13 protein-coding genes are annotated in these 15,295 nt (G+C 60.5%); 7 read left to right on the forward strand and 6 right to left on the reverse strand.

Annotated elements, in window-relative coordinates:
- The first annotated feature begins 1 nt into the window (after position 1).
- The 6 genes from nqrE (at position 2) to RRF64_RS01645 (ending at position 5,217) form a co-directional block, all read left to right on the forward strand.
- Positions 2-610 carry an NADH:ubiquinone reductase (Na(+)-transporting) subunit E gene (nqrE, locus tag RRF64_RS01620; RefSeq protein ID WP_067153436.1) on the forward strand — a complete coding sequence of 203 codons (609 nt, stop codon included), beginning with the start codon at positions 2-4 and terminating at the stop codon, positions 608-610.
- 18 nt (positions 611-628) lie between these two features.
- Positions 629-1,852 (forward strand): NADH:ubiquinone reductase (Na(+)-transporting) subunit F, encoded by a 1,224-nt coding sequence (gene nqrF, locus RRF64_RS01625; protein WP_323844076.1) that lies wholly within the window; start codon positions 629-631, stop codon positions 1,850-1,852.
- Between the two features lie 174 nt (positions 1,853-2,026).
- Positions 2,027-2,950: an FAD:protein FMN transferase gene (locus RRF64_RS01630; RefSeq protein ID WP_323844077.1), complete on the forward strand. Its 924-nt coding sequence runs from the start codon at positions 2,027-2,029 to the stop codon at positions 2,948-2,950.
- Positions 2,950-3,186 carry a (Na+)-NQR maturation NqrM gene (gene nqrM, locus RRF64_RS01635; protein ID WP_323844078.1) on the forward strand — a complete coding sequence of 79 codons (237 nt, stop codon included), beginning with the start codon at positions 2,950-2,952 and terminating at the stop codon, positions 3,184-3,186. Before RRF64_RS01630 ends, nqrM begins: the two co-directional genes overlap by 1 nt.
- Before the next feature lie 172 nt (positions 3,187-3,358).
- Positions 3,359-4,756: a Si-specific NAD(P)(+) transhydrogenase gene (gene sthA, locus RRF64_RS01640; protein WP_323844079.1), complete on the forward strand. Its 1,398-nt coding sequence runs from the start codon at positions 3,359-3,361 to the stop codon at positions 4,754-4,756.
- Positions 4,753-5,217 (forward strand): thioesterase family protein, encoded by a 465-nt coding sequence (locus RRF64_RS01645; protein ID WP_323844080.1) that lies wholly within the window; start codon positions 4,753-4,755, stop codon positions 5,215-5,217. The genes sthA and RRF64_RS01645 overlap by 4 nt, the downstream gene beginning before the upstream one ends.
- Positions 5,218-5,471: 254 nt before the next feature.
- On the opposite strand, the gene RRF64_RS01650 is transcribed toward RRF64_RS01645, so the two are convergent.
- The 6 genes from RRF64_RS01650 to RRF64_RS01675 form a co-directional block, all read right to left on the reverse strand.
- Positions 5,472-6,515, reverse strand: a complete 1,044-nt coding sequence (locus tag RRF64_RS01650; RefSeq protein WP_323844081.1) for an extracellular catalytic domain type 1 short-chain-length polyhydroxyalkanoate depolymerase — start codon at positions 6,513-6,515, stop codon at positions 5,472-5,474.
- A gap of 124 nt (positions 6,516-6,639) precedes the next feature.
- Positions 6,640-8,250, reverse strand: coding sequence for an AMP-binding protein (locus tag RRF64_RS01655; protein ID WP_323844082.1), 1,611 nt, complete (start codon positions 8,248-8,250; stop codon positions 6,640-6,642).
- Positions 8,251-8,269: 19 nt separating this feature from the next.
- Positions 8,270-9,523, reverse strand: coding sequence for a thiolase C-terminal domain-containing protein (locus tag RRF64_RS01660; protein ID WP_323844083.1), 1,254 nt, complete (start codon positions 9,521-9,523; stop codon positions 8,270-8,272).
- The gene (locus RRF64_RS01665) at positions 9,520-10,461 is read right to left on the reverse strand and encodes an alpha/beta fold hydrolase (RefSeq protein ID WP_323844084.1); all 942 of its coding nucleotides are present in this window, start codon (positions 10,459-10,461) and stop codon (positions 9,520-9,522) included. The genes RRF64_RS01660 and RRF64_RS01665 overlap by 4 nt, the downstream gene beginning before the upstream one ends.
- Before the next feature lie 58 nt (positions 10,462-10,519).
- Positions 10,520-12,760 carry a TonB-dependent receptor gene (locus RRF64_RS01670; RefSeq protein WP_323844085.1) on the reverse strand — a complete coding sequence of 747 codons (2,241 nt, stop codon included), beginning with the start codon at positions 12,758-12,760 and terminating at the stop codon, positions 10,520-10,522.
- A gap of 131 nt (positions 12,761-12,891) precedes the next feature.
- Positions 12,892-14,388, reverse strand: a complete 1,497-nt coding sequence (locus RRF64_RS01675) for a sodium:solute symporter family protein (RefSeq protein WP_323844086.1) — start codon at positions 14,386-14,388, stop codon at positions 12,892-12,894.
- A 123-nt stretch (positions 14,389-14,511) separates the two neighbouring features.
- Between RRF64_RS01675 and RRF64_RS01680 the strand changes: the two genes are divergently transcribed.
- The gene (locus tag RRF64_RS01680; RefSeq protein ID WP_323844087.1) at positions 14,512-15,198 is read left to right on the forward strand and encodes a TetR/AcrR family transcriptional regulator; all 687 of its coding nucleotides are present in this window, start codon (positions 14,512-14,514) and stop codon (positions 15,196-15,198) included.
- Positions 15,199-15,295: the final 97 nt, after the last annotated feature.

Below are 15,295 nucleotides of genomic sequence, written 5' to 3' on the forward strand. Positions count from 1 at the left end.
CGTGGAACATTTTATTTCGTTGATTATCCGTGCCGTTTTCGTCGAGAACATGGCGCTGGCCTTCTTCCTCGGTATGTGTACCTTCCTGGCCGTGTCGAAGAAGATCGAGGCCGCTATCGGCCTGGGTGTGGCGGTGATCGTGGTGCTGACACTGACAGTGCCGGTCAACAACCTGATCTACACCTACCTGCTGAAGGACGGCGCCCTGGCCTGGGCCGGCTACCCGGACGTGGACCTGAGCTTCCTCGGCCTGCTGTCCTACATCGGCGTGATCGCCGCGCTGGTACAGATCCTGGAGATGTTCCTGGATAAATACGTGCCCGCGCTCTACAACGCGCTGGGTGTGTTCCTGCCGCTGATCACCGTGAACTGCGCCATCATGGGTGCCTCCCTGTTCATGGTGGAGCGCGAGTACAACTTCGGTGAGAGTGTCGCCTACGGTTTTGGCGCCGGCCTCGGCTGGGCGCTGGCGATCACCGCCCTGGCGGGAATCCGCGAGCGCCTGAAGTACAGCGACGTGCCGGATGGCCTCAAGGGTCTGGGTATCACCTTCATCACCGTTGGTCTGATGTCCCTGGGCTTCATGTCATTCGGCGGCATCGACATCTAAGCGGGGGAGCACAATAGAATGAATATTGAAATCATCCTCGGCGTAGCCATGTTTACCGTCATAGTGCTGGCGCTGGTGGCGGTGATCCTCGTCGCCCGCTCGCGCCTGGTAAACACCGGCAACGTCAACATCCTGGTCAACGGTGAGAAGACTCTCACCGTGCCCGCCGGCGGCAAGCTGCTGCAGACCCTGGCGGCCAACAACCTGTTCCTCGCCTCCGCCTGTGGCGGCGGCGGCAGCTGCGCCCAGTGCGTGTGCGTGGTCAAGTCCGGCGGCGGCGACATGCTGCCCACCGAGGCCGCGCACTTCACACCGCGCGACGCGAAGGAGGGCAAGCGCCTCTCCTGTCAGGTCGCAGTGAAGCAGGATATGGAAATCGAGGTGCCGGAAGAGGTGTTCGGTGTGAAGCAGTGGGAGTGCACTGTGGAATCCAACCCGAACGTGGCCACCTTCATCAAGGAGCTGACCCTGAAGCTGCCGGAAGGCGAAAACGTCGACTTCCGCGCTGGCGGTTACGTACAGCTGGAAGCGCCGCCCCACCACGTGAAGTTTTCCGACTTCGAGATTGAGCCGGAATACCGCGGTGACTGGGAGCACTTCGGCTTCTTCAAACTGGAGTCCAAGGTCACCGAACCGGTGGTGCGCGCCTACTCCATGGCCAACTACCCGGAAGAAAAGGGTATTGTGAAATTCAATATCCGTATCGCCACGCCGCCGCCGCGCACCGAAGGTGTGCCGCCAGGCCAGATGTCTTCCTACGTGTTCAGCCTCAAGCCGGGCGACAAGATCAAGGTGTACGGTCCCTTCGGTGAATTCTTCGCCAAGGATACCGACAACGAGATGGTGTTTATCGGTGGTGGTGCCGGTATGGCGCCGATGCGCTCGCACATCTTCGATCAGCTGAAGCGTCTGAAGTCCAAGCGCAAGATCAGCTTCTGGTACGGCGCCCGCTCTCTGCGCGAGATGTTCTACCAGGACGAGTACGACAAGCTGCAGGAGGAGTACGAAAACTTCACCTGGCACGTGGCCCTGTCCGACCCGCAGCCGGAGGACAACTGGACCGGCTACACCGGCTTCATCCACAACGTGGTGTACGAGAACTACCTCAGGGATCACCCGGCACCGGAAGACTGCGAGTACTACATGTGCGGACCGCCCATGATGAACGCCGCTGTCATCAATATGCTCAAGAACCTGGGCGTTGAGGATGAGAACATCCTGCTGGACGACTTTGGTGGTTAATTGGGGTGATTAATCGGAGAGCTTAAATTGCCAACAGCAATCCGAGTGCCGATAAAAACAAAAACAGGGCCCGTAATTCCGGCCCTGTTTTTGCTTTTTCTGGGCGCAATCGCAGCACTGCTGCTATCTGCCTGTTCACCGGCGCAGAAGACGTGGCAGCTGAGCGGGCCCACCATGGGCACCAGCTATCACATCACCGTCGTCGATGTGCCGGCCGCCGTGCAGCGCGCGGAGCTGCAGCAGCAGATCGACGCCGAGTTGCGCCAGGTCAACCGGGAGATGTCGACCTATATCGAGGACTCCGAACTGATGCGCTTCAACCGCGGCCCGGTGGGGCAGGCGGTGCCGGTCAGCGCGCCGCTGGCGGAGGTGGTGGCGCTGTCGCTGGACATTTTCCGGCGCAGCGACGGTGCCTTTGACGTCACGGTCGGCCCACTGGTGAATCTGTGGGGGTTTGGCCCGCAGCCAGAACCCGAGCAGATTCCGGATGACGCGACCATTGCAAGCCTGCTACAGCAAGTTGGCTCCGATGCCCTTGTGGTCCAGCGCGCGCCGGATCGGATTACGCGCAGCCGGCCGGTGGAGATCGATCTGTCCGCCATCGCCAAGGGGCACGGCGTAGACCGCGTGGCGCTGCTGCTGGAACAGCAGGGTATCCGCAATTACCTGGTCGAGATCGGCGGTGAACTGCGCACCCTGGGTGTGAATCCCAAGGGGCGGCACTGGCGTATCGGTATAGAGAGCCCGGATCCGGCCGGCCGTGTGGTGCAGAAGCCGATTTCGGTCAGCGGCAAATCGGTCGCCACCAGTGGCGACTACCGCAATTACTATGAACGCAACGGCGTGCGCTATGCGCACACCATAGACCCGCGCATCGGCCGCCCGTTGCAGCACCGGCTGGCCTCGGTCACCGTGATCGCCGACAGCTGCGCCGAGGCGGATGGGCTGGCCACGGCGCTGAATGTGCTTGGCGCCGACGCGGGCTTAGAATTGGCGGAGCGGGAGCAGCTCGCCGTGTTTATGTTGGTGAAAACCGACGCGGGTTTCGAAGAGCGCTACAGCAGCGCCTTCGCACCCTATCTAGAGAGGTCTGAATAGTGACTGTATTTATTTTTGCGTTTGTCGCCATGTTGCTGATCGTCACCGGCATGGCCCTGGGCGCCATACTGCAGAACAAGCCCCTCAAGGGTTCCTGCGGCGGCCTCAACAATATCGGCATGAAGCAGGACTGCGAAATCTGCGGCGGCAACGACGACGAGTGCAAGAAGGAACAGGAGCGCCAGCAGCGCCTGGCCGAGCAGGCCGAGCTGGCCTACGACGCAACCAAACGCTGACGCCTTCTTCTTTCTCCCCTCTCTCGCTTGCGGGAGAGGGGCTGGGGGAGAGGGTCCTGTAGGAGCGGCCGGTGGCCGCGATCGGACTTGCCGAAGTCATCTGACATCGATCGCGGCCACTGGCCGCTCCTACACAGGCAAATGAATTAGACAAATAAAACAGAGCTTGTAGATGGCAGAGCAGAAATTCGACCTGGTAGTAATCGGCTCGGGTCCGGCGGGTGAGGCCGCGGCCATGAGTGCGGCCAAGAAAGGCATGCGCGCGGCAGTGATCGAGAAACGCGACTCGGTGGGCGGCAACTGTACGCACAAAGGCACGATTCCGTCCAAGGCCCTGCGCCACTCTGTCAAACAGTTGATGCGCTACAACACCCAGCCGGTGTTCCGCGCTTTAGGGGAACCGCGCCGCCTGACCTTCCCCGAGGTGATGGAGACGGTTCACAAGGTCATCTCCTATCAGGTGGAAATGCACACGTCCTTCTATGCACGCAACCGCGTCGAACTGATCGTCGGCGAGGCGCGTTTCCGCGATGCCAATAGTGTCGAAATCCTGCTGCCCGACGGCGCCACCGAAATTGTCAGCGCGGAGAAATTTGTCATCGCGACCGGCTCGCGCCCCTACCGGCCGGCGGATGTGGATTTCGGCCACGCGCGGATCTACGACAGCGATACCATCCTGGACATGCAGCACACGCCGCACTCCATCATGATCTATGGCGCCGGGGTGATTGGCTGCGAATACGCATCGATTTTTGCTGGGCTCGGCATCAAGGTGGACCTGATCAATACCCGCGGCAGTCTGCTGGAATTTCTCGACGATGAAATCTCCGATGCGCTGAGTTATCACCTGCGCGACATGGGCGTGACCGTCCGCCACCGCGAGGAGTATGCCAAGGTCGTGCCGGGCAAAGACGGCGTGATCATGGAAATGCAGTCCGGCAAGCGCATCCACGCGGACGCGCTGCTGTGGTGTAACGGCCGCACCGGCAATACGAGTAAGCTGGGGCTGGAGCATATCGGCCTCGAGGCCAATCACCGCGGTCAGCTGAGTGTCGACGAGCACTACTGTACCGAGGTGGAGAACATCTACGCCGTCGGGGATGTGATCGGCTGGCCGAGTCTTGCCAGCGCCTCCTACGACCAGGGGCGCGCGGTCGCCGCCGCCATCGCCGGTCGCGGTCACCGCGTCATCGAGGACGCGCCCACCGGCATCTACACGCTGCCGGAGATCTCCTCCGTCGGCAAGACGGAATCGGAACTGACCGCCGCCAAGGTGCCCTATGAAGTCGGCCGCGCCCTGTTCAAGCACACGGCGCGGGCGCAGATTTCCGGCGAGCGGGTCGGGATGCTGAAAATCCTGTTTCACATCGAGACGCGTGAAATTCTCGGCATCCACTGCTTCGGCGCCGAGGCTGCGGAAATCGTGCATATCGGCCAGGCCATCATGAAACAGCCGGCACCGCACAACAGTATCGATTTCTTCGTCAACACGACCTTTAACTATCCGACCATGGCCGAGGCCTATCGCAGTGCGGCACTGGACGGACTGAACCGGGTGGCGCGCCTGTGACAGAGCCGTCCCCGAATGAGTTTCGCGCGCTGGTCAAAGGGTTTTTCGAGCAGATCCCCTTCAACCGCCAGATAGGCCTGGAGATGCGCGAGCTGGACCTGGACAGGCTCACGCTGTCCGCGTCCTTCGAATTGCGCCCGGAGCTGATCGGCAATATCTGGAAGAAAATCCTGCACGGCGGCGTTATCGCTACCGCCCTGGATACCGTCGGCGGTCTCACCGCAATGGTGGCCGCCTATCAGCGTATGGGCGATATCAGCTGGCAGGAGAAGACTGAGCGGCTGTCCAAGCTCGGCACCGTGGACATGCGGGTGGACTATCTGAAGCCGGGTAGGGGACAGCACTTTGTCTGTCACGGCTCCATTCTGCGAACTGGCAACAAGCTGGTGGTGACTAGAATGGAGCTGCAAAATGACGTGGATGAGCTGATAGCCACGGGTACCGCAACCTATCTCTACTGAAATGCTGCCGATCATCAAATAAAACCGCCGGCGCTGCCGGCCGTTTTGTTTCTGCTGACTCTTATGAGCCCTGTCTCTTCTCGAGGTCACCCTGTGTGCTATCCACACGGGTGCTTAACGTAGAGAGGATATGCCACCGCCCCAGGCAATCGCTCGAGCCGTCGGCATGAGGTGGTCCGCAGAGGTCATAGGAACGGCCGGCGATACGTTGGCCTTGTAGCCCGGCTCTATTTAGGCATCACTCTAGTACAGTGTTATCTCCGTGAGGAGTTTGAGCGGGAGGCGCTTTCTCCGCTGGGTGGCGAGTTGCCGCCATTGACGCGCCGGTTGTTGTCGAAGAACCAGCGGGTGATCCAGGCGGGGTAATCTAGATAGTTGCCGTCGATATAGTAGCCGTCGTTGCCGCCGGACGGCCAGGCGTGCCCCATGCCGTTGGCCATGATCTTGGACACGCGCTCGCCGAGGCTGTCGCACCAAATGGTCGCATCGGAATTGCCGGCACTGCCGGGAATGGTTTCCGTGCGACACTGGGAAATGCTGTCGTAGTCGTCGTAAACGGCCACAGCGATATCAGCATTGCGGTGCGCGTGGGCCGGCGCTACGGCACCGTCCTTGGTGCCGTGGACCGCACTCCAAAGCTGTGTCTGCAGGTAATCCTTGCCAAGCCCACCCGGTACCTGGGAGGCGTAATGCTTGCAGTTATTTTCGCCCTGACTGACCGATATGGACGGGTCGTTCAGGTCCGGCAGGTTACCGCTGGATCCCGGCGCAGGTCCCGCATTGACGCCGACACCGGCAAATACGTCCGGGGCGATACACCACATCTGGTTGATGATGCCGGCACCGGAAGAGAGACCGGTTAAATAGACCTGGGCCGGGTCAATATTCAGCGCGGGGTCTGCGAGCAAGGCGTCGACCAGATCTATCAGGTATTTCTGGTCGCTGCCGTTGCGGTTGGCTTTGGTGCCGGTGTGGAAATTCCAGCAGCCCATAATGCCGTAGGTACCCTCGCCAGAGGCCTGAGGTACGGCGACCACCATGCCGTACTGGTCTGCGGTGACCTCCCAGTTTCCATGGTTCTTGATGTGGTCATTTTTCTGCACGCAGCCGTGCAGGCTGACCATCAGCGCGCGCTTGCCATTCAGCGCCGGTGCGGTGCTGGGCGTGTAGACAAAGGTTTTCAGTTTGCCGCCAATCCTCTGCTCGTCGGACCATGAGCCGGTGTAGGCCGTGGCTCCACTGGCAGTTGCCATCAGGCAGCCGGCCAGCAGTAGTGCCGGCAGTTTTCTCCAGTTCATCGCTATATCCTCAGTGGGAATTTTTATTGTTGTGCATAGAGCTTGAAACATTGCACATAACTGCCTTTTGCATATAGCGCCACTGGCCGGTTACGGCGTTAAAAATTGGCGCAGGCACGCATCCCTATACGCAGGCGGTCGCCTCCCTGTCCCAGGTGTCGGCGGTGACACCCTGCTTGCGCAATTCCACCTTGCGGATCTTGTTGGTGGAGGTGCGCGGTATCTGATCCGGCTGCACGAAGCGCAGGAATCTGGGCACGGCAAAGCGCGGCATATTGTTTTGGCAATGGGCGCTAATCGCTCCGGGATCCAAGTCGCCGTCGGCGACAAGGACTGCCATGACCTCGTCTTCGCCGCCGGCGATATTCGATGGCACCGCGATTACTGCGCACTCTGTGATACCGGGGAAACTCAGCAGAACGGTTTCCACTTCGTAGGAGGAGATGTTCTCGCCGCGACGGCGGATGCAGTCCTTCAGTCGGTCGACAAAATAGAAATAGCCGTCCCCGTCCATGCGCCCGGCGTCGCCGGTGTGGAACCAGAGGTTGTTCCAGGCTTCCACCGTCTTCTCCGGCATCCGGTAATAGCCGGACATAAATCCGCCCGAGATTCTGGGGCGCACCTGGATCTCGCCGACGACGCCGGGTGGATTTTCCAGATCTGATTGCGCGTCGGCGACGCGCACCTCGAAGTAGCGGCCGTAGGCTTTGCCGCAGCTGCCAGGTCGCGGCGCGTCCAGCGGCGTGAACAATGGAATATTCACCTCCGACATGCCGTAGAGTTCCACCATCCTGACACCGAAGCGCTGCTCGAAGCGCTGTATAAATACCGGTGCGGCCGGTGCTGCGGCGATAACACGCAGGCAGTGATCGCGCTCGGCAAGCGACGGCGATCGGCGGTCGATAAACTCGGTCATCACGCCCAGTAGATTGGTGTGCGTGATACGGTGATCGCGGATGTCCTGCAGCCAGTTGGACGCGCTGAACCTCTCCCGCACTACTGCGGTGGCGCCATTGATCAGGCAGGCGTACAGCTGCATGAAAAGGCCGTTGCAGTGAAACAGCGGCATGTTCACGTAGTAGCTGTCCCCCGGGTGGAAATCCAGGTTGTCGATGGTGCCGAGGCCGTATAGGTAGCAGTGGGCGTGGGGCATCATCACCGCCTTGGAAGGACCTGTGGTGCCGGAGGTAAACATCAGGCAGGCCAGATCCTGAAAACCGGCCTGCGGGTCGGGCGCGGCCTCGGCACAGCCGCGCAGGGATTCGAAGGGTAGTACCGGCAGCGGAAACTGTTCGCACCCGGCCGGCAATTGCCCGGTCACGAAAACTTGCTGCAGTTGCGGCAGCTGGTCGGCGATGGGGGCCAGCTTGACGAACTGTTCCGGGCTGCACACCAGTACTGTGGATTCACTCAAGTTGAGGGTGTGTACGAGAAAGCTGCCGACAAGTTCTGTGTTGAGCGCCACCAGTACCGCGTCGGCCCAATGGCATCCCCACCAGATTTCGCAAAAGTCGGGCCCGTTGGGCAGCAGGCTGGCAACCTTGTCACCGGCTTTGACGCCCTGCTGTCGTAAGCCCGCGGCTATCTGGCGCGCGCTCCGGCAGGCGTCACGATAGGTGAGGCTGGGTCCGTCGACAAAGGTTACGGCTTTTTTATCCGGATTTTGTTCCGCCTGGCGCGCCAGCACTTTGGACGTTGTCCACTGGCTGATATCTCGCAATTGATCGACTGTCATAATTGTTACCCACTTATTGTCAAACAGCCCGCAACACACTGGTGCAGTTCACTACGCCGCTGCCGCCGATATTGAGTACGGCGGCGGTTTCCGGTGTGCCCGGGTGGGCTGTGCCGACAGCGCGGCCCAGCAATTGCCGGTAAGCAAAGTAGTGCATGGATACGCCGGTAGCCCCGACAGGGTGTCCCTTGGACTTGAGTCCGCCGGACAAGTTGACCTGGCAGCGCGCGTCCTCGCCGAAGCCTCCGGCCAGGTATTCGTCGCCTGCGCAGCCGCTGTCGCAGAGGCCGAGAGCCTCCAGGCAGAGCAGCTGATTGCTGGTGAAGCAGTCATGAACCTCCGCCAGGTCCAGTTCCGCGGCGGAGATGCCGGCTTCCCGGTAGGCCCTCTGCGCCGATACGCGCGCGCCGTCGAGTGCATAGTCCTTTTGTCGCCGCGACAGCGCCAGGTGTTCGGTGGTGATGGCGCGCCCCGCCAGTTCCACGGTCTGACCGGGGGCGGCCAGGCCGCTGTCCGCGCGCACCAGCACCAGCGCCGCGGCGCCGTCGCTGATCGGCGAACAGTCGTGCAGGTGCAGCGGCGCGGCGATCAGCGGATTGGATTCCTCTGGCAGGTTGAGGATGGCCTCCGCGCTGGTCAGCCCTTTCTGGTCAGGGAGGCTGCCCGGGCCGAAATGGGCCAGGGGATTTTTGATTCCGCGCCGGTAATTGGCGGCAGCCACCGAGGCCAGCATCTGCCGGTAGCGCGTTTCACTGATATCGTGATGGCGGCGGTAGTTGTCGCCGAGGCGGGCGAAGAGCCCGGGGAAGGCCATTCCGCGGCCGCCTTCCTCCGGCCAGTAGGAGCAGCGCCCCAGTATTTCGGTGACTGCGGCCGTACCCAGCAGATTCATTTTTTCAACGCCGATTACCAGTGCCGCCCTGATGCGGCCGGCCTGCAGTGCATCCGCGGCCGCGTGCAGCGCCACTGACGACGAGGCGCAGGCGGCGGTGCACTGGTTCACCTGGGCGAAGCGCAGTGCCGGCTCTGCCTCCAGCGCCAGGGGCCCCAGCAGTTCCTGGCTGGCGAAGGCTCCGGGGGAGCAACTGCCGAGCCAGATACCGCCGATTTGCGCCGCATCTATCTGCGCATCGTCCAGCGCGGCGCTGGTCACGTCGCGCAGCATTGCTTCCAGCGAGTACAGGTCTAGGCGCTCACCGGCGTCGGGCCGTTTGTCGATATGAGCGGCGAAGGCAGTGTGTGCACCGCCGCAAATCAGAACTGAATTCCTCATCGCTGCAGGCCCACTATCCCTTCGACAAACTGGTCGATTGCCGCAATCGATGTCGCTTCATTCAGGGCCGGGGCGTGGCCACGGTGCGGGATCTCGTTCGCCGACATGTCTGGCAGACGCCTCTGCATCTCCGCGAAGCAGTCGGCCGACAGTATGTCGGAGTGCGCGCCGCGCAACGCCAGGGTGGGAATGTCGCGCAGGGATTCAAACAGTGGCCACAGGTCGGGTGGCACCGCAGCGGCGGTGTCGGCACTGATGGGTTTGGAAATTGCCGGATCGTAGGCCAGCTCGGGAATACCGGCAGTGTTTTCCCGGTACAGTTGGTGCGCCATGCGCATCCAATCTGTTTTTTCGTAGTCGGGGAAGGCGATACCGTTCAGTTCTTTCACTGTCGCCGCGGCATCTTCCCAGTTGTTTACCGGCGCCGTCTTGCCCACATAGCCCTTAATGCGCGTCAGGCCGCGGGGATCCACTTCGGGGCCGATATCGTTCAGCACCACACCTGCGACCAGTTCCCGGCGGGCGGCGGCCATCATCATCGCCATCAGGCCGCCCATGGAGGTGCCGACAATGATGACGTTGCGAATCTTTAGCTGTTCCAGCATACCGAGCGTGTCGGCCACATAGGTGCCGGGTTGATAATTGCTGGGCTGCGGGTCCCACTGCGACTGGCCGCGGCCGCGCTGCTCGGGCACCAGTACGCGAAAATTCTTTGAAAGGTGTACGGCCAGCTCGTCGAAATCTGCGGAATTTCTGGTCAGACCGTGCAGGCAGAGGATGACCGGCGCCTCTCTGCCTTGCGTCTCTCCACCCTGCGTCTCTCCACCCTGCGTCTCTCCACCCTGCGTCTTTGCACCTTGCGTCTTTCCAGGGTAGTCGCGGGCGTAGAGTTCCAGTCCGTCGCCAGTTTTGTAGCGAAGGTCGAAATAGTCTTGCATCTGATGTTCCTATCGGAAATAGGGGCGGGGAAGACCCCGCCCAAGCACAACAAAACGATCAGAACTGATAGGAGAGAGAGGCTGTGATCGTTCTTGGGTCCCCGTAGTAGCCAATGACACTGTTGGCCAGGGTCGGGAAGTTGTAGCCGGCCACGCGGTATTCCTCTTCGGTGAGGTTCTTGCCGTGTAAACCCAGGCTCCAGTTCTGGTCCGGGCTGAACCAGACCATATTGGCATCCACTACCGTGTAACCGTCCTGGTCGATGGCAGAGGGGGTTTCAAAGATGTGTGTCTCGCCGCGATAGGACGCATTGGTGTTCAGCATGAGGCTGCCCCCGAACAGGTCCATATCATAGGAAACGCCGAGATTGATGGTGTTCTCCGGCGTGTTGGAGACCACACGTTGATCCGCGGTATTGATCGGCGACAGCGTGGCCGGGTCTATCTCGATGAATTCATCGATCTGCGCATCGATATATCCGTAAGTGAAGTTGATGCGCAGGTTGTCGGTCAGCGCCGCGATGGATTCAATTTCCAGGCCGCGAGCACTCGCCTTACCGGCATTGATCACCTGGCCGGCGAAACTTTCCGCTGCACCGTCGCCGTCGGCATCAATCAGGATGCTGGTGGTGATCTGCTGATCGTCGTAGGCATTGTCGAACAGGGTGATATTCAGGCGCAGACGGTCGTCCAGCAACTGGCTTTTCATGCCCAGTTCTATGGTGCTGACGGTTTCCGGGTTGAAAGGATCGCCGGAGTTGGGGTTGCCTACCAGGTTGGCCCGGGGGTCAACGCCGCCGCTCTTGAATCCCTCCGCGTAGGAGACGAACAACATCAGGTCATCGCTGATATCGTACTCGAGTCCCGCGCGTGGGGAAAATTCACTCCACTCCGGGTTGCGGGTGAAATCCGAGGCGACCAGCTGATTATTGAAATTGCCAGCGCCCGCCAGCACGTTGTACTGCGAGAAGTAGGACTCGGTGGTCTTTTCATCCTTGGTATAGCGGCCACCAAGTGTCGCTGACCACTGGTCGTTGATCTGGTAGCTGCCCTGAGCGTAGAGGGCAGTGCTGATCGTATTTACGGCACCAATGGTGCGTGTGCCGATCAGTGGATTGCCGTCCGCATCGGAGTACAGCGATTTGTAGACGTCCAGGTCGAAGGCACCGGTGGCATCGCCGTCGAAGTAGTAGAGACCTGCCACGCCGCTGAATTTCTCCCCGCTGAAAGTCAGCTGGAATTCCTGGCTGAATTGCTCGTCGGTGTAGACCGCGCCGGACGCTTCCACAAGGCTCAGCTGCTCGTTGTCAAAGTCGATACTGGTGAAAGTGCTGCCTTCGCGCTTGGCGGTAATGGATTTCAGTACCAGCGCATCGGACATGTCCCAGCTGAGCGTCAGTGAGGCCCCTTCATTGATGACCTCCTGATCCGGGTCTATGCCGGAGCGGGTGTCGTAAACATTTTTAAGTGGCGCGGCGCCGGTCACGAACCCGTTGGTCAGGCGGTGGCCGCCGCGATTGTTGGAGTCGTCGCTGGTCTTGTCGATATCCAGGCGCGCGCTGAAATTGTCCGTGGGCTGTGCTTCGGCAGACAGGCGGTAGGCGAGGCTGTCCTTGTTGTAATTCTGCTCGCCGTCATTGACCGGGCCGACGTACTCGCCGAAGCCGTCGCGGTTGAGACTGGCCACGGCGCCGCCGAGCCACAGTTTGCCCTCGACCACTTCGAAGGCCGAGGAGATTTTCAGGTCGCGCTGGTTGTAGTTGCCGACCGCCGCATCGATGTTCAGGGGCGACTGGCCGCGCAGACCCTTGGTCACATATTTGATCGCGCCGCCGATGGTGTTTTTGCCATACAGCGTGCCCTGCGGTCCGCGCAACACCTCGATGCGCTCCACATCGTAAACATCGAGCAACGCGGCCTGCGGACGTGCGAAGTAAATATCGTCGATATAGACCCCGACGCCGGGTTCGAAGCCCCACAGCGGATCCTGCTGGCCGACTCCGCGGATATAGGCGGTGAGGGTGCTGTTGGTGGCACGACTGGCTTCCAGGGTGACGTTGGGGGATTGCTTGGCAACCTGGTCCAGGCGGGTGATTCCCAGCTCGCGCATCTGTGCCTCGCTCAGGGCGGAGACGGAGACGGGGACCTTTTGGAGATCTTCCGCTTGTTTACGTGCGGTGACCACGACCTCTTCGAGGGCGCCGCGGGTTTCGGACTGCTGGGCGATGGCGCCCAGAGTAAAGGTGATCCCCACGGCGGCAGCCAGGGGTTGCAGGAAATAATGCTTGGATTGGCTCACTGGAATTCCCTCATATTATCGCTTTTATCGTTATTCAGTCTTTTATCGGTCGGTGGAAACCGCACGCCGCCGCTGTCAAAACTCAACAGATGTTGAATCCTTCGCAAGGAAAACTCAACGGCTGTTGAAAGTCAAGGAGAAAATTCATCACCTGTTGAATCTGGCGTCGACTTGCCTCCTCGCCGAGCAAATCGCTCGCCGATTTGCAGGATGCCGGCGCCGGCGAGGAAGTAAGCGAGCGAAGCCAGAATTGCATAGGCGGCGGAGACAGCCGGGTTGGCGATGCCGCCGATATAAGTGAAGGCCAGGTGCCCGCAAAGCCCGATTACGGCGGCGCTGCCAACCAGCCAGGCGGGTGCGGGCTCGCGCCAGACGATACCGAACAAGAGCGGCACCAGCGATGCGGCGCCGAGGCCGTAGACCCCTTTCTGGGCGAAGATGCCTACCAGTGGTGGCGGGTCGTACGCGATGATCACGGCCAGGACACCTATACCCAGCAGTACCGCGCGCGACAGTAGCAGCCCGCGCCGGGACTCCGACTCCCGGTCGCCGCTGAGTGGCTGGTAAATATCGCGCACCACCATCGCCGACAGCGCCACCAGTATGCCGTCCAGGGTGGACATCCCGGCGGCCAGCAGAGTGATGCCGACAAAGGCGAGAAAGTAGGCATCCGCGCCACTGCCGGAATACTCGGCGGCAATGTAGCTGGCAACAACGGCATCCTGGCGCTCGACTTCGAGACCGCTGAGGCGGGCATAGAAACCCACTGCCAGCATCAGCATAAAGCACACGGTGGCAAAGGCAGCGGTGCCGATAAATCGGCTGACATCGCCGTCGCCTTTCAGGTAGAGCATTTTGGTCAGGATATGCGGTTGCAGCATCAGTGCGAAAGTGATCAGGAAACCGCTGCCGAAAACGGAGAAGAAATCGAAATAGAGCTCGCTATCGGGATTTTTCCAACTGGCAAAATTGCGCCCGATCCGCTGCAGTGATCCGCCGATGTCGCCGTCGAAGTAGTGCCAGCCAGATACAAATATTGCCAGAGATACCGCCAGCATCATCACGCCCTGCAAACTGTTGGTGTAGGCGTGTGCGTAGGTGCCTCCCATCAACACATAGCTGAAGACAAACAGGGCGATTGCAATCAGGGCGATGTTCTGGTCGATGGAAAACAACTGGGCCATCAGCAGGCTGCAGCCCACCAGGATCAACACCACGAAGGCCAGCGACAAGAGATTGATCAGTGCGAAGAACAGGCTCAGTGGGCGACTGTGGTAGCGACGGTAGATCCAGTCGGGGATGGTGATCGCACCGGCGGCGTCGCCGAGACTGCGGAAGCGGCGAGTGAGGACCAGTAATGCGGCGATAATTCCTGTTCCTCCGGCGACTGCGAAATGAATAAAGGCTGAAAATCCGTGTACATAGACAAAGCCCGGATTAATCACGAAGGTGGCCGTCGAGGCTATGGAGGCCGCCATGGTGATGCCGACCAGATAGGGGTTCATATCCCTGTTGCCGATGGCGAAGCCGCGGATATCCCGCGTTTTGCGCATCCCCACCCAGGACAGCCAAAGGGTCGCCAGGACGTAGAAGCCCAGGCACAGGTATTTGAATGTTTCCGCGCTCATCATCGTTTGCCCTCGGTTATGGTTGTTGAGATTGGGCCGTGCCCTTGATTAGATTCAACACTTGTTGAGGTGTCAAGACGCGGGTATTCTTGCAGCACTTTGGAGTGAAACGGGATTGACCCTATGACAACGGGTGTTGCGCGCAAAGCGGGAAAGCGTAAGGAGACTGAGCCACGCAGCCAGGAGCGGCGGGAACTGATTCTGGACGCGGCCGAGGAACTGTTTGCTCTGCATGGCTATGACGGCGTGACGCTGCGTCAGATTGCAAACCTGGCAGGGGTGGATGTGGCCCTGACCAGCTATTACTTCGGTCCCAAGCAGGAATTGTTCAATGCGGTGCTTGAGCGCCGCGGCCAGATCCTCAACGACGCGCGGCTGGAGGCCCTGCGTGCGGCGGAGGCCGAGGCGGCTCCCAATTCCCCGACCATCGAAAAAATTGTCGAAGCCTTCCTGCGCCCGCTGGAAATCGCCCAGGAAACTGAGGATCGCGGTTGGCGCAACTACTGCGCGCTGATCGCCTACGTCAACAATTCGCCGGTCTGGGGCGAAAAGATGATGGGCAAGCACTTCAACAAGCTGGTGCGTCAGTTTACCGATGCGATGCAGCGCTGCTTTCCCGCCGCCGCTCCAGAGGATATTTTCTGGTGCTATCACTACCTGTCCGGTGCCCTGTCGCTGACTTTCGCGGATACGGGCCGTATTGACCAGCTTTCGGACAACCGGTGTCACTCCCACGATTTCAAGTCTGCCTACGACCGCATGATTCCGTTTGTGGCTGCGGGTTTTCGCCGCCTTTGCAGCGGTAATTAGCGTTTCGCCCGCTGTGGGACCGGTGGGCTAGGGAAGTCGTGTACGCTTGTGGGGAAATTGCCAGAGGGAAATGTGGCGAGGGGCGGGGCGTCTCACC

Source organism: Microbulbifer magnicolonia (assembly GCF_035117725.1).
GTDB lineage: Bacteria > Pseudomonadota > Gammaproteobacteria > Pseudomonadales > Cellvibrionaceae > Microbulbifer > Microbulbifer magnicolonia.